The organism is Marinobacter sp. M1C (assembly GCF_023314135.1).
Taxonomy (GTDB): Bacteria; Pseudomonadota; Gammaproteobacteria; order Pseudomonadales; family Oleiphilaceae; genus Marinobacter.
On the sequence record NZ_CP092289.1, the window covers coordinates 3,140,144 to 3,159,723 of the forward strand.

At 56.4% G+C, this 19,580-nt stretch carries 16 protein-coding genes; 8 read left to right on the forward strand and 8 right to left on the reverse strand.

The genetic code is table 11. The annotated features are described in order from the left end of the window. The first annotated feature begins 74 nt into the window (after positions 1 to 74). A complete protein-coding gene (yjgA, locus tag MIH19_RS14730; protein ID WP_249005577.1) occupies positions 75 to 599 on the forward strand; it encodes a ribosome biogenesis factor YjgA in 525 nt (174 codons plus the stop codon). A 38-nt stretch (positions 600 to 637) separates the two neighbouring features. Here yjgA and MIH19_RS14735 read toward each other — a convergent pair whose 3' ends face one another. The 7 genes from MIH19_RS14735 to MIH19_RS14765 all read right to left on the reverse strand — a co-directional run bounded on the left by MIH19_RS14735 (position 638) and on the right by MIH19_RS14765 (position 9,912). Beyond that, the gene (locus MIH19_RS14735) at positions 638 to 1,480 is read right to left on the reverse strand and encodes a carbon-nitrogen hydrolase family protein (RefSeq protein ID WP_249005578.1); all 843 of its coding nucleotides are present in this window, start codon (positions 1,478 to 1,480) and stop codon (positions 638 to 640) included. A gap of 107 nt (positions 1,481 to 1,587) precedes the next feature. Beyond that, complete coding sequence (locus MIH19_RS14740) at positions 1,588 to 5,331, reverse strand: AsmA-like C-terminal region-containing protein (protein ID WP_249005579.1); 3,744 nt, start codon at positions 5,329 to 5,331, stop codon at positions 1,588 to 1,590. Between the two features lie 37 nt (positions 5,332 to 5,368). Further along, on the reverse strand, positions 5,369 to 6,859 hold the full coding sequence (rng, locus tag MIH19_RS14745) for a ribonuclease G (protein WP_249005580.1): 1,491 nt from the start codon (positions 6,857 to 6,859) through the stop codon (positions 5,369 to 5,371). After that, positions 6,856 to 7,461, reverse strand: coding sequence for a Maf family protein (locus tag MIH19_RS14750; RefSeq protein WP_249005581.1), 606 nt, complete (start codon positions 7,459 to 7,461; stop codon positions 6,856 to 6,858). Before MIH19_RS14750 ends, rng begins: the two co-directional genes overlap by 4 nt. 20 nt (positions 7,462 to 7,481) lie before the next feature. After that, entirely contained in the window at positions 7,482 to 7,958 is a 477-nt protein-coding gene (gene mreD, locus MIH19_RS14755) for a rod shape-determining protein MreD (RefSeq protein WP_249005582.1), read from the reverse strand. Then, a complete protein-coding gene (mreC, locus tag MIH19_RS14760) occupies positions 7,958 to 8,809 on the reverse strand; it encodes a rod shape-determining protein MreC (RefSeq protein ID WP_249005583.1) in 852 nt (283 codons plus the stop codon). Before mreC ends, mreD begins: the two co-directional genes overlap by 1 nt. 62 nt (positions 8,810 to 8,871) lie before the next feature. Continuing rightward, positions 8,872 to 9,912, reverse strand: coding sequence for a rod shape-determining protein (locus tag MIH19_RS14765; protein WP_249009019.1), 1,041 nt, complete (start codon positions 9,910 to 9,912; stop codon positions 8,872 to 8,874). Positions 9,913 to 10,180: 268 nt separating this feature from the next. On the opposite strand from MIH19_RS14765, the gene MIH19_RS14770 reads away from it, so the two are divergent. The 5 genes from MIH19_RS14770 to gatB all read left to right on the forward strand — a co-directional run bounded on the left by MIH19_RS14770 (position 10,181) and on the right by gatB (position 15,198). Beyond that, a complete protein-coding gene (locus MIH19_RS14770; RefSeq protein WP_249005584.1) occupies positions 10,181 to 10,327 on the forward strand; it encodes an entericidin A/B family lipoprotein in 147 nt (48 codons plus the stop codon). Next, complete coding sequence (locus MIH19_RS14775) at positions 10,314 to 11,732, forward strand: mechanosensitive ion channel family protein (RefSeq protein WP_249005585.1); 1,419 nt, start codon at positions 10,314 to 10,316, stop codon at positions 11,730 to 11,732. The genes MIH19_RS14770 and MIH19_RS14775 overlap by 14 nt, the downstream gene beginning before the upstream one ends. Positions 11,733 to 11,911: 179 nt before the next feature. After that, on the forward strand, positions 11,912 to 12,199 hold the full coding sequence (gatC, locus tag MIH19_RS14780; RefSeq protein WP_249005586.1) for an Asp-tRNA(Asn)/Glu-tRNA(Gln) amidotransferase subunit GatC: 288 nt from the start codon (positions 11,912 to 11,914) through the stop codon (positions 12,197 to 12,199). 59 nt (positions 12,200 to 12,258) lie between these two features. Then, entirely contained in the window at positions 12,259 to 13,716 is a 1,458-nt protein-coding gene (gene gatA, locus MIH19_RS14785) for an Asp-tRNA(Asn)/Glu-tRNA(Gln) amidotransferase subunit GatA (protein WP_249005587.1), read from the forward strand. A gap of 21 nt (positions 13,717 to 13,737) precedes the next feature. Beyond that, a complete protein-coding gene (gene gatB / locus MIH19_RS14790) occupies positions 13,738 to 15,198 on the forward strand; it encodes an Asp-tRNA(Asn)/Glu-tRNA(Gln) amidotransferase subunit GatB (RefSeq protein WP_249005588.1) in 1,461 nt (486 codons plus the stop codon). Between the two features lie 19 nt (positions 15,199 to 15,217). Here gatB and MIH19_RS14795 read toward each other — a convergent pair whose 3' ends face one another. Continuing rightward, positions 15,218 to 16,168 (reverse strand): LysR family transcriptional regulator, encoded by a 951-nt coding sequence (locus MIH19_RS14795; protein WP_249005589.1) that lies wholly within the window; start codon positions 16,166 to 16,168, stop codon positions 15,218 to 15,220. Positions 16,169 to 16,323: 155 nt separating this feature from the next. Between MIH19_RS14795 and MIH19_RS14800 the strand changes: the two genes are divergently transcribed. Both MIH19_RS14800 and oadA read left to right on the forward strand, forming a co-directional pair. Continuing rightward, complete coding sequence (locus tag MIH19_RS14800; RefSeq protein WP_249005590.1) at positions 16,324 to 17,739, forward strand: acetyl-CoA carboxylase biotin carboxylase subunit; 1,416 nt, start codon at positions 16,324 to 16,326, stop codon at positions 17,737 to 17,739. A gap of 19 nt (positions 17,740 to 17,758) precedes the next feature. Next, the gene (gene oadA / locus MIH19_RS14805; protein WP_249005591.1) at positions 17,759 to 19,564 is read left to right on the forward strand and encodes a sodium-extruding oxaloacetate decarboxylase subunit alpha; all 1,806 of its coding nucleotides are present in this window, start codon (positions 17,759 to 17,761) and stop codon (positions 19,562 to 19,564) included. The last annotated feature ends 16 nt before the right edge of the window (positions 19,565 to 19,580 follow it).

The window sequence follows — 19,580 nt, forward strand, 5'->3', positions numbered from 1 at the left end:
ATCTAGATGCTTTTTAAATCTAAACAGATTTTTACATCTAAATAGCTTTTTACACCTAAGTAACCGGTAATTTCATGATTGATCATAACGAAGAAGAGTTTGAATACGACGGCCCCAGCAAGTCTCAGGTCAAGCGCGAGATGCACGCGCTGCAAGGCCTTGGCAAACAAATGCAGGAGCTCAGCCATGAACAGCTCGACAGCCTGCAAATCAGCGACACGCTGCGCCGCGCCATCGACGAATCGGTCCGCATCCGCCAAAACGAAGCCAAGCGCCGCCATTTGCAATACATTGGCAAGATCATCCGTCAGGAGCCCGACCCCGAGGCCCTGCAGGCCGCTATCACCGCGTTCTCTGCGGGCAGTGTAGAGCACACCCGCCGCCATCACCTGGCTGAGCGCTGGCGCGACCGTATCATCACCGAGGGCGACAGTATTGTTGGTGAGTTTTTAAGCCACTGCCCGGGTGCGGATATCCAGCATTTGCGCAATTTGGCACGCAATGCCCGCAATGAAGTGCAGAAACCGCAAAGCGCCGGCCACGGCCGAAAACTGTTCCGCTACCTGCGCGAGTGCATTGACGCCAACGAGCAAATGTAGGCCAGCCAAAAGCGTTTTGCGTGCTTACGCAGTGGCCGCTACAGGCGGCGATGACTCCATACCGGCATTTGCTGGCGCAGCTGATCCAGCCAATGTTTGTCCAACGCTGCGGTCACTATACCGGGGCCGTCCTCGTTAACCTCAGCCAGCACACTGCCCCAAGGGTCGCAGATCAGACTGTGGCCGTAGGTGCGGCGCTGACTGCTGTTGTGCCCACCCTGCCCGGCAGCTACCACGTATAGCTGGTTTTCAATGGCGCGCGCCCGAATCAGCGCGTGCCAGTGGGCATTTCCGGTTTTCCAGGTAAAGGCACTGGGCAGGCATACCCAGTCAGCGCCTTTGTCACGCAGCGCGCGGAACAGCTCCGGAAAGCGCAGGTCGTAGCAAACCGCCAGCCCCAGGCGCCCGGCTGGCGTGTCCACAGTAATCACCTGATCTCCCGCTTCGAAGGTATCCGACTCACGGTATTGGCCGTGGGCATCGTCCACTTGGGCATCAAACAGGTGGATTTTGTCATAACGCGCCACTTCGTCGCCCAGATCATTGAACACCAGGCAACTGGCTCGCACCCGGTCAGCAATGACCGAGCCATCCGGGCGCAGAGCCAACGGCAATGAACCGCCCACAATCCAAAGCTTCAGGGTTTTCGCCTGTTGTGCCAGAAAAGTTCGAATAATGCTTTCGCTACCGGCCTCCTGCTGCCCGCAGGGAAGCATTTGGTCGCTGGCCAGCACTGCGAAGTTTTCCGGCAGCACGGCCACCTTTACGCCCGCCTCCGCAGCCTGCTGTAAAAGTGCGGCGGCAGCATTCAAGTTATCCTGAAGCTGGTGCCCACTGACCATTTGCAGGGCCGCCACAAGCGCCGAGGATTGCTGTGTCATCACCAAACTCCTTAATTGTTACCGCCGCATAACGTAATTGTTACTCATAGGCACCTTACTCCTGTGCCCATGACCAACGCGATTATGAACTCGAACCGCAGCGGGGTTCAGTTACCTGCGCCGAACACACCCTGCAAGTTGGTTTTGGGATCGTCCCAAGTTCCAGACACTTTATAACTGGCACTGGTCAGCTTGCTTAACGGATCGCCCAGTATTTTATCCAGTACAAAAAGAGCACCGCCAATGGGTGCTCCTGCCCCCATTAGCAACGCTGCCAAAGGCAAATTCTGAGTTAAAGGCACCACCACGACCAACCGCATGTCCAGGCTCTCAGCGGCCATATCGGTGGTGCCGCTTAATTTAAAAGCACCGGAGGGACCCACAATTTGCAGTTCGGGGTCCAGGGTTAACAGCCCATTAGCAATCTGCGCCTTGCCAGAAAGCGCATCAAACGCCACGCCGCGTTCATACAAGTCGGAGAAATCCAACTGCAGCCTGCGCCACAGGGTGTCGGTGTTCAGCAGGTTGAACACGCGAAACAGCTGGGCACTGCTGTTCTGTTGCAGAATCACACCGTCTTCCAGGGTCATGCTGATATTGCCGCTCAGCTGCTTGAGCCCGAACTGATCCGGGCGACCTGGCCATTCCAGCGCCAGTTCAATATTGGTCGCAAGGTTCTCAAGAGGTATATCCGCACCAAACAACCCTCCAAGTTCAGCCAGTTGGCCCCCCGTGACGCTACCTTTAAAACGGCTAACCTGATTTTGCCCTTGCAACAGCCAGTTGAGTTCACCCGCCAGCGCCAAGGAATCCAGTTTGCCCTCAATGGAGCCGATGTTTACACCACCAGCCTGGGAGCGCAGCAAGAATGACCATTGCCCCAGCGGCTCGCCGGCCAGGGCGAGCCGAGCTATGCGAACATTTGCGGAAGGCCAGTCTTGGGGCCGCAGTTCGGCCGCGGCGCCTGAGTCAACACTATCGCGCAGGTTCGCCGCTGCAGTAGGTGCTGGCTCCTGCGAATCGTTACGGGGCAAGTTCAGGTGTTGTAAATCCACCGTCAGCTCAGAACCGTCGTTCGGAACCTCTATGCGTCCGCTGACCAGGTCTGAGTCCAATCGCACGGTCCATTGTTTATCCAGGTCCAGAGCACTGATATTTATATCACTTAATCGACTGCTACCCAGCTGAAGATAATCCACGCGGGCATCAAACCCGGTGTCCAGTGTACGCACATAGCCATGGCCCCGATTTTCCCAATTCACTCCAAATGCCACACCGTCTTTTACCGACGAATCCAGAGTCAGGCGTAAAGGTGCGGTCTCGGTCATCGCTTTTTCGAGAGACCCGGGCCAGTCTATAGCCAGCCCCCGTAAGTCTGAATACAACTCCAGCTCGGGCGGGCTTGCCGCCATCAGAACCAGATCGGCGCTGTAGGTTAACCCTCCGCTGATGCCGTAACTGGCATCAGCGGCCACATCTGCTAATTGCCTAAGGGCTTCGGCATCCAACTGGCCAATCTGGGTGACGGTTAACCCGTCCTGTTCGTTAATACCCAAGCCTATGGTGACAGGCTGGCCTTGGAAAATGCCCTGCATTGGTGCGCCACTAAAGCCCTGCTCGCTGCGATACCGGGCCTGCCCGCGAATCTGCATCCATTTCAGGCCTGAAGGCAGATGTTGCAAATCAACATCGTTGGCCGCCACGAGGGCATCCACTGAAAATTGCCGGGGCTGATTTAAGGGTAAGCGCAAAGCCAGCTGTAAATCCGCACTGCCGGTAAGCGAAATCTGGCTTAAACCGTCGCCGGCAACCTCGCCGAGTGGGCTGTTCTTCATCCAGAAGTCGATGGCTTGCGCGGGCACTTGAGCCGCTGTGTTAACGCTCACCACGGGGCTTTCGTTATCAGTAACCAACCGCACCGTGCTCGGCCGCAGTTGCAAACCACCACTATTTGCCTGTTCTACGCTGACCACCGCCGAGCCGTTGTGAACTTCCACCCGGCCGCGGGCGTCGGTCACTGCCGGCCACTGTGAGTCATAGCGCAGAATGGCTTCTTCAAACTGGTACCACATAGCCGACATAAACGACTCCGGTGGCGCGTCGGCGCCAATCTGGCCGTGGCCGTAATAAGCGCCAGAGGAAATTAGGCCGGCCTCAATGGCGGTGGTCAACCATCTGTAAAGCTCCGGTGCCACGGCGTACTCTGGCACCAGGTCCGCAATCATTGCGGCATCACCGTTCTCAATCTGTACCTGCAAACCCAAATTATCGTCGCCGTGCTGGTCCAGGCGCAGATCAAAACCGCCAACCAACTCGGTCTGCTCACCCATACCCAGGCGCATATCCTCAGAGAACACCCGTATAAGAGCACCGTCAATCTGCCAGGCTACCAGGGCTTTGAAGCGGGGAAACTGCCAGCGTGCCGAAAACAGTTCAGGAAATTCAATTTCTACCGGCTGCTCTGCGGCATAGGTATCCACATAGCCGCCACGGCGGTCAACGTAGATATGCCCCTGCACAGAGCTGGCAGCCGGCGCACCGTTGTGTGCGTTAACTTTAACATCCCGCAGCCGGGCGCTGAGCTGAAAATCGGCTGGGGCCGCATGGGGTATGTCTAGCCGCATAGCGTCCAAAAAACCTGCGGGTTTGTAGTCGTCCAACGCTGCCTGGGCAAGCTGCGGCAATAACGGCAATGCCGCCACAAGCCGGCGCAATGGCCGCAGCGGGAGCGCCTCAGCCACGAATCTTACGCCAGCGGAATCAGTACCGGCCTCGGCAGAGCTGTTGGGCAGCGTTGTCAGCCGTGCACTGAATGGCGACACCTGATCGCCGTTCCAACGCCATTGCAGCTGCCGCAAGTGCCATTCACCGATGCCACCAGGCGTTTGCTCGTCGCGGCGCCATCCAAAACGGGCGCGAATGTCTTCCAACGGAGCCAGCGACATAGCACCAACCCCCAATTGTAAATAGGGGGTACGCAAGGTCCCGTTGACCTGCTCCAACTGGCCGTCACGAAAGCTGAGCCAGGCCTGGCCGCCCACATCAAAGCCTTCCACCCGCATATCACGCCAGCGATAGTCGTCGATCAGACCATCAAACAGGCGCCCGGAAGCAACGTCTACGTAAAGTTGGCCGGTGAACTGACCCAACAAAAAGCTCCGGCCTACCAAGCGAAAACTGGCCAATTGCTGATTGGTGCCGGCTTGCATAGCACGGCCGGAGGCGCGGAAAAGACCGCGCTGATAAAGCAGATCAAGTTGCGGAATGTCCAGTTGACGCAAGTTGCCACTGCTGTCGGTAACAGCCAGCTGTATGCGTGTGATGCGGACAAAAGGTTTTGAAAGCCAGCGTTCGGCCAAAGCGACCAAGCGCAGCAACGAATTGTCGCTGACCTCAAGACCGCTGCCGGCAAGAACCACCTGCCCAGCCGCTTTCTGGCGCAGGGCCAGATCCAGGCCGTCAGCCTCGAACTTTTCCAGCACCAGGCGCAAACGCAACACCGAGGCCAGAAAATCCACGCGCATTCGCAGATGTCTCAGGTAGGCCAAAGGCTCGTCCAGGCCGGTCTCTGTGACCATCACATCTTTTGCGCTGAACTCCGGGTTGAGCCAATACCAACGCGCCGACAACTCACCAATGCTAACTGTGTCACCCAGCTGTTCCGAAAGCTGGGTCTGCAAGGTATCGCGGTACTGGTTCATGTCCGCGGTCAACTGGCGCCCCAAACCGGCATAAAGAGCTAACAGCAGCAACAAAGCCAGCGCCAGCCACCATACCAGCGCAGACAAACGCGCTAACCAGCGCAGCGGCAGGGAATTCGGGGCCGGGGGCGGAGATTCCTGCTTTGACACCGAGTATTACTCCAAACGCCGGTTGCCAACAGCAAGCTTACAACAGCACAACATCGTACTGCTCCTGGCTGTAGAAAGGTTCGACTTGAAAGCGAATGGTTTTGCAGATGAAGGTTTCCAGATCGGCCACATTATCCGACTCTTCATCAACCAACAGGTCGACAACGCTTTGCGACGCCATTACCAGATAGCTTTCGGTGTCATACGCGCGATTCACCCGCAATATTTCGCGAAAAATCTCATAACACACCGTTTCACCCGTTTTCAGAAAGCCACGACCGTCGCAAATCGGGCAGGGCTCACACAGCACTTGGCCCAGGGATTCGGTGGTGCGCTTGCGGGTCATTTCCACCAGGCCCAGTTCGGATACCCCGGTAATTTTGGTTTTGGCGTGGTCCCGTTCCAGCATTTTCTCCAGCATGCGGTGCACCTGGCGTTTGTGTTCGGCGTCTTCCATATCGATAAAGTCGATAATTATAATGCCGCCCAGATTACGCAGGCGCAGCTGGCGGCTGATGGCACGAGCCGCTTCAAGATTGGTTTTAAAAATCGTTTCTTCAAGATTGCGGTGACCAACAAATGCCCCGGTATTGATATCGATCGTGGTCATCGCTTCGGTTTGGTCAATAATCACATAGCCGCCGGATTTTAGCTGCACTTTGCGGCTAAGAGCCTTCTGGATTTCATCTTCTACCGAATACAGATCGAAAATCGGGCGCTCACCTGGGTAATACTCCACTTTGTCGGCAAACTCGCTAACGAACTCGTGCACAAATTCCATCACCCGCTGATGGCTTTCACGGCTATCGATGCGCACTTTTTCAGTCTGAGGACGAATCAGATCGCGAATGGTGCGAATAAACAGCGGCAGATCCTGATAAATCACCGCTGGCGCCTGAACTTTGTCCATGCGCTCGTTAATAGACTGGCCAAGCCGGTGCAAATATTTCATGTCGGCGGTCAGGTCTTCTTCGCTGGCAGCTTCTGCAGCGGTGCGAATAATATAACCGCCCTGAATGGCTACGGAAGACGCCTGCTCTGAGGCGGCTTCATTCACGATCGCCTTGAGCCGGGCACGCTCGGTATCATCTTCAATGCGTTGGGAGATGCCAATATGGTTAACACCCGGCATAAAAACCAGATAGCGGGAAGGAATCGAAAGCTGGGTGGTCAGGCGTGCGCCTTTGGTGCCAATAGGATCTTTGGTAACCTGCACCACCAGCGACTGGCCTTCGCGCAGCAGGGTGCGAATATCTGGCACCACACGGGGTCCGTCGCTAATGTCGTCACTGCCGGGCTGACTGGTAACCACATCGGACGCGTGAATGAAGGCCGCACGCTCAAGACCGATATCAACAAACGCGGCTTCCATACCTGGAAGCACCCGCACCACTTTGCCTTTGTAAATATTGCCGACAATACCTTTGCGGCTGGCGCGTTCGATGTAGGCTTCTTGCAACATCCCGTTTTCAACCAGCGCAACACGGGTTTCTACCGGTGTTACGTTGATTAGAATTTCTTCACTCATGATTGGCGCTCCTTACTGCATGGCCACTGGTTCCACACAGGATAGCCTGCTGCGCTCAGCAATGCCGCGGTTTCCTGAAGCGGTAAACCCACCACCGCGCTGTAACTTCCCTGCAATTGTTCAACAAACATGCCGCCAAGGCCCTGAATGCCGTAACTACCGGCTTTGTCCATGGGCTCGCCGGTGGCTACGTAGGCGTCAATTTGTGCCTCCGTCAGAGTGCAAAAACTGACGTTGGTGGTGACCAGGCAAGAACGGCAACCATCTGCGCTTGCCAGCACTACAGCGGTGAGCACCTGATGTGCGCGCCCAGACAACGCCGCCAGTGTGGCCCTGGCATCCGCAGCGTCAACGGGTTTCCCTAGAATGACGCCGTCCATTATCACCGAGGTGTCCGAGCCCAATACCAGTGCACCGGGTTGCGCGGCGGCAGCCACTAATAGCGCCTTTTCTCGCGCCATGCGTTCAACGTAGTCGGCGGCAGGCTCAGCGGGCCGAGGGGTTTCATCAATAGCGGCAGGACACACGTCAAAGAGTGCGCCAATTTGCTGCAATAATTCGGCGCGGCGCGGAGAAGCCGAAGCCAGTATCAGTGTCTGCATTGACTGCCTCTTGTGCGGGCCTAGCCCAGTCGGCGATTTATATTGTCCAGCAACAAGCTCAGAAAAGGCCAAATCACCGCGCTGGTTAGCGCCGGCCACAAATAGCCGAAACCGGTATTGTCGGCCCCCAGGGCCTGTTTGATAACGTGCACCAGCATCTGATTAATACCCACCAACAGAAACACAATGGCGCACTGTTGTGGCAATGGGTACATGCGCAGGCGCTGGTGTACGGTCAGAACCAGAAACGCCACAACCGCCATGGCCATGGCGTTCACACCCAGTGGCGTTGACTCCAGCACGTCCAGCAACAGACCCAGAGCGGCAGCGAGGAAAACGCCAAATTGCGCCGGCGCACGCACCGTCCAGTAAAACACCATTAACGCCAGCCATTCCGGGCGAAACTCCAGCCACCCAGAAGGCACTGGAGCAATGCTCAGCGTCAGCGCCAGCAGCACCGACAGAGCAAACACCGGGTAGCTAATCACCGACAGCATCAGCGTTCCTCCTGCAAACGATTGCCGTCTTGCGCAGGCTCAAGCTGATTTTCTGACCGCTGGTTATCGGGAACAGGAGCTTGAAACACAACCAACAGCATACGGCTCTGATTGAGCTTGGCGGTGGGTGTGGCTTCAATAGTGATAAACGGCTCGCCAGGTTCCTTGCTGATGCGGCTTACTTCAGCGACCGGATAGCCGCGGGGGAAGCGCCCGCCCAAGCCGGAACTCACCAGTAGATCACCTTCACGAATGTTGGCCGTATCCGGAACGTGCACCAGTTCCAGACTGTTAGCTTTGCCGGTGCCCAACAGAATAGCCCGCAGGCCATTGCGCACCACTTCTACCGGCACCGCATGGCTGCTGTCAGATACCAACAAAACGCGCGCGGTTATCTGGCTGACCTGAATCACCTGCCCCATCAGGCCGCCGGCGTCCAGTATGGCCTGACCTTTGTGAACACCGTCGCTGCGGCCTTTATTGATGACCAATTCATGGGAAAACGGGTCGGGCGACACGCTCACAACTTCGCTGACTATAACGCGGTCGTCGAGCACTTCGGAGGAGTTCATCAGGCGGCGCAGTTCATTATTTTCAGAGGCCAGAGCGGCATATTTCAGAGCACGACGTTCCAGAATTAGCAGCCGCGCCTGCAATTCGTCGTTGTCACGCTTGAGGTCATCTTTGTTGACGAACAGGCTGGCAACCCAATCAGAAAATTGAGTGGGCGCATTGCCCAGCCAGTAGACCGGCGTCAGCCCCGTGGCCAGCGTGCTGCGTACCACTCCCAGCTTGTCGAAGCGGGCATCAGCAACAATCAACGCCAGCGCCAACACCACAACCAGCAGCAACCGGAATCCCGGAACCGGTCCCTGCACGAATATGGTTTTAATAGCTTATTCTCCCCACGGGATCAGCCCTCTTGGGAGAACATTCCAATGCCGCCGCGATCAATCACTTCCAACGCTTTGCCACCACCACGAGCGACACAGGTCAGCGGGTCTTCAGCGATGATCACCGGCAGGCCGGTTTCTTCGCTAATCAATTTGTCCAGCCCGCGCAACAGGGCGCCGCCGCCGGTCAGCACAATACCGCGTTCGGCAATATCAGAGGCCAGTTCCGGTGGCGACTGCTCCAGAGCACTTTTAACGGTCTGGACAATTTGCGCCAGGGACTCTTGCAGAGCATCTAGAATTTCTTCGCTGTTGAGCGTGAACGCCCGCGGCACACCTTCAGCCAGATTGCGGCCACGCACGTCAATTTCACGAACTTCCAAACCTTCGTAGGCGCAACCAATTTCATGCTTGATGCGCTCCGCAGTGGATTCACCAATCAGGCTGCCGTAGTTACGACGCACATAAGTGACAATAGCTTCATCAAACTTGTCACCGCCTACCCGCACCGAATCGGCATAAACAATACCGTTCAAAGAAATAATGGCAATTTCAGAGGTGCCGCCGCCGATATCCACAATCATCGAGCCGCTGGCTTCTTCCACTGGAAGGCCGGCACCGATGGCCGCCGCCATAGGCTCTTCTATCAGGAACACTTCGCGCGCACCCGCACCCATGGCCGACTCGCGAATGGCCTTGCGTTCCACCTGAGTGGATTTGCTGGGCACACACACCAATACCCGAGGGCTGGGGGTAATAAAGCTGTTTTCATGCACTTTATGAATAAAGTGCTGAAGCATTTTTTCCGTCACCACAAAGTCAGCGATTACGCCATCTTTCATCGGGCGAATGGCACTTATATTGCCCGGGGTGCGGCCCAGCATTCGCTTGGCTTCGGCGCCAACAGCGGCCACCGTTTTCTGCGAATTAGTGGTACGAATGGCTACAACGGAAGGCTCATTTAATACAATGCCGCGACCGCGCACATAAATAAGAGTGTTTGCGGTGCCCAAATCAATGGACAGATCGCTGGAGAATAATCCTCGGAGTCTTTTAATCAACATTCGTGTAGTTTCAACCTGAGAGTGGCGGCTGCGAAAAGATGCGGCAACTTTAGCAGCGCCCCCCCGCACAGGCAAGGCGCAGCCTTCGCAAATGCAAATGACCTGCCCTAGCATGAACAAACCGTCATGCATTTACGGGGCCAAAATGCTGTTTTGAGCGACTTGCGGTTTGACGAAGGTCAGCAATTAGACTTTGATTAGATTGATAATAGCTAACACCAATGCCTTGGCTGGGCGGATCAACCCGCAATAGTGGAGACTTACCATGAAAATTATCAATGCCTCAATTTTATTGATGGTTCTTGCGCTTGCCGGCGGTTTGTCCGGCTGCAACACCACCGCGGGCGTAGGTCAAGACATCGAAGCGGCCGGTGGTGCGATTGAAGGCGCAGCAAAGGATGCCAGCAATTAAGCCGCCAGCACTCTCGGTAAATGCGGCAATGGTCTGGCGCCTGTTGATTGTTCTGGCGCTGGCTATTGCCGCTAGTCCGTTTCCTGCTGTCGCGGCCGAGCAAGGTGAAACGCCTACAGCGGCCATCATTGCCTTGGAACCAGGCGAAGGCAGCGACGCACTTATTGCCCAGCGCATTGCCGGTATTTTTGCCCAAATTCGACAGTTCGAATCACTTGAAGTCGGCGTTAGCAGCGGCGTTGTAGCCGTGTCAGGGCAAGTTGCAAACGAAGCCCAGGCCCAACGCGCCCTGCAAATGGCCGGCCGAATTGACGGCGCAATAGCCGTAGACGATCAAGTGGTCCGCACACTGGACCTGAAAGACAACCTGAACCCCATGTGGGACTCGCTGCAAAACACCCTACGCGGCTGGGTAAGAGCGCTTCCTTTATTTTTGGTCGCCTTCGCGATCTTTGTCATTGTTGCCTTCGCCGGGCATCGACTGGCGGGCAACACACGGCTTTGGTCAAAGCTTACCCACAATCCCTTCCTGGCCGAGCTTGCAGGTCATGCCTTGCGGCTGCTAACCATTATTCTAGGCCTACTAGTGGCCCTCAACGTGCTTGGCGCCACCGCCCTGATGGGCACCCTATTGGGCAGCGCCGGCGTTCTGGGCCTGGCCATCAGTTTTGCGGTCAAAGATTCCATGGAGAACTACATCTCCAGCATCATGCTCAGCATCCGCCAGCCCTTCCGCGCCCAAGAGCACGTGGTCATTAACGACTACGAAGGCGTTGTGGTGCGCCTCACATCACGCTCAACAGTACTGATGACCCTTGACGGCAACCACCTGCGCATCCCCAACGCCACCGTATTTAAAGCCGTTATCCTCAATTACAGCCGCAACCCCCAGCGCCGTTTTGAATTCGTGCTGGGTGTAGACGCCGAAGACGATCCCGCCCAGGCCATACAAACCGGCTTGACCGCATTGCAACAACTGGACTGGATACTGAATGACCCCGAACCCCACGGCATCATCGACTCCGTGGGTGATTCCAACATACTGATCAAATTCATGGCCTGGATAGACCAGCGCGACTCCGACTACGGTAAGGCCCGCAGCCTATCTATTCGCGCCGCCAAAAACGCATTGGAAACCCGAGGATTTACATTGCCTGAGCCTATTTATCGCCTGCGTTTCGACCAGGTTCCGGCGGCTTTGTTAACCACAATCTCAGGTGAGCACTCAGAAGCAGATTCGAAAACCACGAACACCAGCCCAATCACACCACCAGCCATACCCCTGACGCCAGCCGATGAAGCGCTCAATGTAGCCCCGGACACTCACATATCCAAGCAGGTGCGCGAGGAGCGCGGCGACGCCACCTCCGAAGACCTGCTGGACGATGCCAGGCCAGTTGAATAGGTTTCGACACAAGCTCTCGAAGACGAGGAGGCGCCTTCTTCAGAAGGCCGCCGCGCCTCTCCCGCCAGGCCACGAATCTGTTACTATATCGGCCTTATTGCCAAGCCCACCCGATCTAAACTCCGCCGTAAAGAATTACGGCGCTGTCGAAATATCAAATGCAAAGAACCGGAGTCAACGTGACCATTTCCCGCGCAGACATTGAAAAAGTCGCCGTACTGGCCCGTATCCGTCTTGATGACGAACAGATACCCGCACTGGAAAACGACCTGAGCAACATCCTCAGCCTGGTTGACCAACTCAGCGCCGCCAACACTGACAACGTAGAGCCTCTTGCCCACCCACTGGATGCGGTACAGCGCCTGCGCGCCGACGAAGTCACCGAAAGCAACCAGCGCGAAGCCTTCCAGGCCATGGCTCCCGCCACCGAGGGCGGCCTCTATCTTGTACCCCGAGTGATTGAGTGAATAATTGAGTGAATAAAGGGAATCGAGTGATCTGACGAACCACACCATCAGGATTGAACATGCATAACAAATCCGTAGCAGAGCTTTCCCGCGAACTGGAAAGCGGCAAGATTTCAAGCGTGGAACTGACCCGCGAGTTCCTTGATCGCATCAAAGCAGAAGACGACCAGTACAACAGTTTTATAACCGTCACCGAAGACCTTGCCATGGCCGATGCCAAAGCCGCTGACGAACAGCGCGCGGCCGGCAACGCCAGCGTCTGGACCGGCGTACCCTTTGCCCATAAAGACATTTTCTGCACCAACGGCGTGGCGACGACCGCCGGATCGAAAATGCTGGCTGATTTTGTGCCGCCCTATGACGCTACGGTCGTGGCCAATTTTCGCGCTGCTGGCGCCGTGTGCCTGGGCAAAACCAATATGGACGAGTTCGCCATGGGCTCGTCTACCGAATCCAGCTTTTTTGGCCCGGCGACCAACCCGTGGGGCTTGAATAAGGGCGAGAGGCGCGTGCCCGGTGGCTCCTCAGGTGGCTCTGCAGCGGCCATCGCCGCGCGCCTGGTGCCGGCCGCCACCGCCACCGACACCGGCGGGTCCATTCGCCAACCGGCAGCGCTGTGTGGCGTAACCGGCTTGAAACCCACCTATGGCAGGGTGTCACGCTACGGCATGATCGCTTTCGCCTCTAGCCTGGATCAGGGCGGCACCATGGCGCGCACCGCCGAAGACAACGCGCTGATGTTGAATGTAATGGCCGGATTCGATCCGAAAGACTCCACCTCTGCTGATCGCGCCGTGCAGGATTACACCGTAACTCTGAACCAGCCTTTAAAAGGCCTGCGCGTGGGCCTGCCGAAAGAGTATTTCTCCGACCAGCTCAATCCCGCCATGGAACAGCAGGTCCGCAACGCGGTGAAGGAATACGAAAAGCTGGGCGCCACAGTGAAAGAAGTGTCCCTGCCCCACGCCGAACTGGCTATTGCCGCCTATTACGTCATCGCTCCGGCCGAGGCTTCCGCCAACCTGTCGCGCTTTGACGGCGTGCGTTACGGCTATCGCTGCGACAACCCGCAGGATCTGAACGACCTGTACACCCGCACCCGTGCCGAAGGCTTTGGCAACGAAGTGAAGCGCCGCATATTAGTCGGCACCTACGCCCTGTCCGCCGGCTACTTTGACGCCTATTATTTAAAAGCGCAGAAAGTACGTCGTCTTATTCAACAGGATTTCATCAATGCGTTTAAAGACGTGGACGTGCTGATGAGTCCGGTGTCGCCGTCGCCGGCGTTTATACAGGGCGAGAAAACCAGCGATCCGGTGACCATGTACCTGGAAGACATATTTACCATTGCGGTAAATCTCGCGGGCGTTCCGGCTATGTCGGTACCGGCCGGTTTTGTCGGCGGTTTGCCGGTGGGCCTGCAGATAATCGGCAATTACTTTGAAGAAGCCCGCCTGTTGAACGCAGCTCATCAGTTCCAGCAAGTTACCGACTGGCACCAGAAACTTCCCCAGTAAACCCGAATCAGGAGAACCGTTATGCAGTGGGATATTGTGATCGGGTTGGAAATACACGCTCAGCTTGCCACCAAAACCAAGATTTTTTCCGGCTCTAGCACCGCTTACGGCGCCGAGCCCAACACCCAGGCCAGCGCAGTTGATCTGGCCATGCCTGGCACCTTGCCGGTGCCCAACGAACAGGCCTTCCGTTACGCAGTGATGTTTGGCTTGGCGGTAAACGCCGAAATTGGCCGGCGCTCGGTGTTCGACCGCAAAAACTACTTTTACCCGGATTTGCCCAAAGGCTATCAGACCACGCAGTTGGACCACCCTATTGTGGGCCCAGGCTTCGTGGACGTTGATTTAGCCGGTGGCCGCAGCAAACGCGTTCGCATCCACCACGCACACCTGGAAGAAGATGCCGGCAAATCCCTTCATGAGGGTTTTCAAGGCATGACCGGTATCGACTTAAACCGCGCCGGCACTCCGCTGATCGAAATTGTTACCGAGCCGGATATGAACAGCGCCGAAGAAGCCGTCGCTTTCGCCAAAAAGCTGCACAGTCTGGTGTCGTCCTTGGGCATCTGTGACGGCGACATGAGCCAGGGCTCGCTGCGCTTTGACGTGAATATCTCACTCAAGCCCAAAGGCTCTGACACCCTGGGTACCCGCACCGAAACCAAAAACCTGAACTCCTTCCGCTTTATGGAGCAGGCCGTCGCCCATGAAGTAGCACGGCAGATGGACATTCTGGAAGACGGTGGTCGCATCATTCAGGAAACCCGTCTGTACAACGGCGATCGCGACGAATCGCGCTCTATGCGCAGCAAAGAAGAAGCCAACGATTACCGCTACTTCCCCTGCCCTGATCTGCTGCCGGTGGTGATCGATGATGCCTTTATCGAAAGTGCGCGCGCTCTGTTGCCAGAACTTCCGGATGCCCGCAAAGCACGCTTCAAAGAGCAATATAGCCTGAACGACTACGACGCCAGCCTGTTGAGCGACGACGCTCGCCTGTCAGCATTTTTTGAAGACACCGCCGCTCACTGCAAAGACCCCAAGCTGGCCGCAAACTGGGTGCTAGGCGAGTTCTTGGCGCGCCTGAACACAGACAACAAAACTGTAGCGCAGGCGCCAATAAGCGGCACCCAACTGGGCCAGCTTGTCGCGCGCATCGCAGACAACACGGTGTCGTCCTCAGGCGCAAAAAAGGTGTTCGAAACACTGTGGAATGGCGACGGCGGCTCTAAAGAGAATGCGGCTGACGCCATAATAGAAGCTCAAGGCCTGAAACAGGTTTCAGACACCGGCGCTCTGGAAGCCATTGTGGATGAAGTATTGGCAGGCATGCCCGAGCAGATCGCCCAGTACCAGGAAGCCGACGAGAAAAAGCGAAAGAAGCTGATGGGCGGTTTTATGGGGCCGTTAATGAAAGCCTCAAAAGGCCAGGGTAACCCGCGCCTGTTCACCGAAATTCTGCAAAGAAAACTCAACGCCTGAATTGACGCCTCAGGCGCTTCTATGGCCCGGAGCGCCTGAGGAACAACTGCTCAAACCGACGGATATTCTGCTGCACATAATCAATAAACGCCCGCATGGCCGGGGTTGGGTGGCGCGCTTGGGGATACACCACGCACCAGCTGCGCCTGAGCGGAAACCCGGCAATATTCACAATGCTCAAGCTGCCCAGGGCGAGCTCGGACAGCACCCCCAGTTTCGGCAAAACCGCCACGCCCAGGCCAGCCAACACCGCATGCTTTACCGCGTCGTTAGAGCCCAGTTCCATACTTGGAATCGCCCGTAGACGTTGATTCTGACAATACAGTTCCAGCGCCAGGCGGCTGCCCGAACCGCTCTCCCGCACCAGTAAACCGCTGTCCAGAAACGCCTGAGCGTTGACGTTCGCTTGCCCAAGTAACGGATGGCCCTTGGGCACCACCGGCACCAGCTCGTTGTCCAGAAACGGCAAAGACGTCAGTGGCCGCTCCGCCGGCACCATACCCATAATCACCAGGTCGTCGGCGTTGTCATTCAGCCGTTGCAGCGCCGTTGCGCGGTTCACCACCGACACTGACACGGTGACCTGCGGGTTTAGCTGCAAAAACGCCCCCAACATATAAGGCACCACATATTGCGCCGTATTCACCGCGACAAGCCGTAACTCCCCGGCCACCTGCCCTTCCAGCGCCGCCAAATTGTTCTGCATCTTCTCCAGGGCGGCAAACACCGAACGCACACATTTAGCCATTTCCTCACCGGCGGCGGTGCAATAGAGCTTGCGCCCAACGTACTCAAACATCGGCAACCCCAGTGCCTGCTCCAGATGTCGCACCTGGCTGCTGATGGCCGGCTGCGTTAATCCCAACAACTCCCCTGCCTTGCTATAGTTTTTTAAATCGTAAACCGCCTTAAATACCTGAAGTTGGCGAAAAGTCAGGCGACTGGCAAGATTCTGAATGGTTAACGGCATGGCGTGGGGGCCCTCTGAATCGACTCATAAGGAATTACTTATACTTAAACAAAATAATATCAATTTTTACGAAAGAGTCGAGAGCGTTAATCTTTTCGAGTGCGTCATTCGGGTTTTATTACCTTCATTAGGGACGAAGAAATGAGGAATCTCCGATGTTGAAGAAAGTACTCATCGCCAATCGCGGCGAAATCGCCGTCCGCATTGTGCGAGCCTGCGCGGAAATGGACATACGCTCGGTCGCCATTTACACCGAGCCAGACCGTTATGGCCTACACGTAAAGCGCGCTGACGAAGCCTACTCGTTGGGCGAAGACCCACTAGCGGGCTATCTGGACCCAGCCCGAATTGTCAACCTGGCGGTAGAAACTGGCTGCGACGCCATCCATCCCGGTTACGGTTTTTTATCAGAAAACGCCAACTTTGCGCGCTTGTGCGAACAAAAAGGCGTGGCGTTTATCGGCCCCAAATCCGATGTCATTCATAAGATGGGCGATAAAACTCAGGCCCGCGACAGCATGCGTGCCGCCGGCATACCCATCACACCTGGCTCCGACGGGAATCTTGCAGATCTGGATGAAGCTTTGAAAATGGCCAACGAAATTGGCTACCCGGTGATGGTGAAAGCGACGTCAGGCGGCGGCGGCCGGGGTATTCGCCGTTGCGACACACCTCAGGAACTGACGGCCCAGTATCCGCGCGTCATTTCTGAGGCCACCAAGGCCTTTGGCTCGGCCGAAGTGTTTATGGAAAAGTGCATTGTGAATCCGCGCCATATTGAGGTTCAAATACTGGCGGACAGCCACGGCAACGTTATTCACCTGTTCGAACGCGATTGCTCGATACAGCGGCGCAACCAAAAGCTGATTGAAATCGCACCAAGCCCGCAGCTTACGCCGGAGCAACGACAGTACATTGGTGCCCTGGCGGTGAGGGCGGCCGAAGCCGTAGGCTACGAAAACGCCGGCACCGTGGAATTTCTGCTGGCCGGCAACGAAGTACACTTTATGGAAATGAACACCCGGGTGCAGGTGGAACACACCATCACCGAGGCCATCACCGGTGTGGATATTGTGCGTGAACAACTGCGCATTGCCGCCGGCCTACCCTTGAGTTATCGCCAGGAAGACATTCAGTTTCGCGGCTATGCGCTGCAATTTCGCATCAACGCGGAAGATCCGAAAAACGACTTTTTGCCCAGTTTTGGCCGAATTACCCATTACTACGCGCCCGGCGGTCCCGGCGTGCGGGTCGACACCGCAATCTACACCGGCTACGAAATCCCGCCCTATTACGACTCTATGTGCCTGAAGTTGGTGGTGTGGGCGCTGACTTGGGACGAAGTCATCGCCCGTGGCAAACGCGCTCTGGACGACATGCGCCTGCACGGCATCAAAACCACAGCCCAATATTACCAGCAGATTCTGGCGCATCCGGATTTTCGCGCTGGCAACTTTGACACCAGCTTTGTGCCCAGCCACCCGGAACTTTTGAAATATTCAACCAAACGCCACCCCAGTGCCATTGCGCTCGCCATTGCCGCCACCATCGCCGCGCATTCAGGCTGGTAATTCACAGGAGAATAAGATCATGAGCCAGGCAAAACGAATTGAAGTCACCGACCTGATTCTGCGTGACGCGCACCAGTCGCTGATTGCCACCCGCATGCGTACAGAAGACATGCTGCCCATCTGCGGCAAGTTGGACCAGGTAGGCTATTGGTCGCTGGAAGTCTGGGGCGGCGCCACCTTTGACGCCTGCGTGCGTTTTCTGAAAGAAGACCCTTGGGAGCGCCTACGCCAGCTGAGGGAAGCACTGCCCAACACGCGCCTGCAAATGCTGCTGCGGGGCCAGAATCTGCTGGGCTATCGCCACTACGCAGACGACGTGGTGGAAGCCTTTGTGCAAAAAGCCGCGGACAACGGCGTCGACGTATTTCGGATTTTTGATGCGCTAAACGATTTGCGCAACATTGAAGTCGCTATGAAAGCGGTGAAAAAAGCCGGCAAGCACGCCCAAGGCACCATCTGCTTCACCACCAGCCCGGTGCACACTGCAGAACTGTTTGTACAGCAAGCCAAAAACATGCAGGCCATGGGCGCCGACTCCATTGCCATCAAGGATATGGCGGGACTGTTGACGCCTTACGGCACCTACGACCTGGTCAAAGCCATCAAGGCGGAAGTCGACCTGCCATTGGTGATTCATAGCCACTCCACCTCTGGCTTGGCGCCTTTATGCCAGCTCAAAGCCATTGAAGCCGGCGTGGACCGCATGGATACGGCTATTTCTTCGTTCGCCTCGGGCACCAGTCATCCGGCGACCGAATCCCAAGTGGCCGCGCTGAAAGGCACCGCTTACGACACCGGCCTGGATTTGAATCTGCTGAGCGAAATCGCCGATTACTTCCGCGAAGTACGCAAAAAATACCAGCAGTTCGAAAGCGAGTTCACCCGCGAAGACGTATCGGTTCAGATTAATCAGGTGCCCGGCGGCATGATGTCCAACCTGGCCAACCAGCTCAAAGAACAGAATGCGCTGGACCGTATCCGCGAAGTGTTCGACGAAATTCCGCGGGTACGGGAAGACCTTGGTTTTCCGCCGCTGGTTACGCCCACCTCGCAGATTGTGGGCACTCAGGCGGTGTATAACGTACTGGCCGGCCAGCGCTATAAAACCATCACCAACGAAGTAAAGCGTTACCTGCAGGGTGGTTACGGCCGGCCGCCAGCGCCGGTGAACGCCGACGTACGTAAAAAAGCCATAGGCAATGAAACCGTTGACGAAGGCCGTCCGGCCGACCATATAAGACCCGAAATGGACAAGCTGCGCAAAGACATTGGCGAACTGGCCCTGAACGAGGAAGACGTACTCACCTTCGCCATGTTCCCTGACCTTGGCCGCGAATTCCTGCAACAACGCAAAGACGGCACACTGGTGCCGGAGGCCCTGTTGCCACCAGAAACAAGATCCCGTGATCGCCTGGTTACCGGTGTTGCCACTGAATTCCGCATTGAAGTGCACGGTGAAAGCTACGAAGTGGCGGTTACCGGCTCCGGCGAATCCGGTGTGGGCAAGCGCAAGCTATACCTTTCGCTCGACGGAATGCCGGAAGAGGTGGTCTTTGAATCCCTCAACGACTATGTGGCACAAAGCAGCAGCGGCCGAAAAAAGGCATCCATGCCCGGCCACGTCAGCACCGCCATGCCCGGCAATGTAGTCGAGGTTCTGGTGAAAGAGGGCGATACGGTGAGTGCCGGCCAAGCCGTACTGATCACCGAAGCGATGAAGATGGAAACCGAAGTGCACGCTGATATTGACGGCAAAATCGCGGCAATTTACATAACGAAAGGCGACCGGGTAACCCCGGGTGAAATGCTGATCGACATTGTCTGATCGGCGCAAGATTTGG

Excerpts from the sequence above, each read along its gene's own strand:
- yjgA (WP_249005577.1), top strand. The coding sequence starts at position 75 with ATGATTGATCATAACGAAGAAGAGTTTGAATACGACGGCCCCAGCAAG.
- MIH19_RS14735 (WP_249005578.1), bottom strand. The coding sequence starts at position 1,480 with ATGACACAGCAATCCTCGGCGCTTGTGGCGGCCCTGCAAATGGTCAGT.
- rng (WP_249005580.1), bottom strand. The coding sequence starts at position 6,859 with ATGAGTGAAGAAATTCTAATCAACGTAACACCGGTAGAAACCCGTGTT.
- MIH19_RS14750 (WP_249005581.1), bottom strand. The coding sequence starts at position 7,461 with ATGCAGACACTGATACTGGCTTCGGCTTCTCCGCGCCGCGCCGAATTA.
- mreD (WP_249005582.1), bottom strand. The coding sequence starts at position 7,958 with ATGCTGTCGGTGATTAGCTACCCGGTGTTTGCTCTGTCGGTGCTGCTG.
- MIH19_RS14770 (WP_249005584.1), top strand. The coding sequence starts at position 10,181 with ATGAAAATTATCAATGCCTCAATTTTATTGATGGTTCTTGCGCTTGCC.
- MIH19_RS14775 (WP_249005585.1), top strand. The coding sequence starts at position 10,314 with ATGCCAGCAATTAAGCCGCCAGCACTCTCGGTAAATGCGGCAATGGTC.
- gatA (WP_249005587.1), top strand. The coding sequence starts at position 12,259 with ATGCATAACAAATCCGTAGCAGAGCTTTCCCGCGAACTGGAAAGCGGC.
- gatB (WP_249005588.1), top strand. The coding sequence starts at position 13,738 with ATGCAGTGGGATATTGTGATCGGGTTGGAAATACACGCTCAGCTTGCC.
- MIH19_RS14795 (WP_249005589.1), bottom strand. The coding sequence starts at position 16,168 with ATGCCGTTAACCATTCAGAATCTTGCCAGTCGCCTGACTTTTCGCCAA.
- MIH19_RS14800 (WP_249005590.1), top strand. The coding sequence starts at position 16,324 with ATGTTGAAGAAAGTACTCATCGCCAATCGCGGCGAAATCGCCGTCCGC.
- oadA (WP_249005591.1), top strand. The coding sequence starts at position 17,759 with ATGAGCCAGGCAAAACGAATTGAAGTCACCGACCTGATTCTGCGTGAC.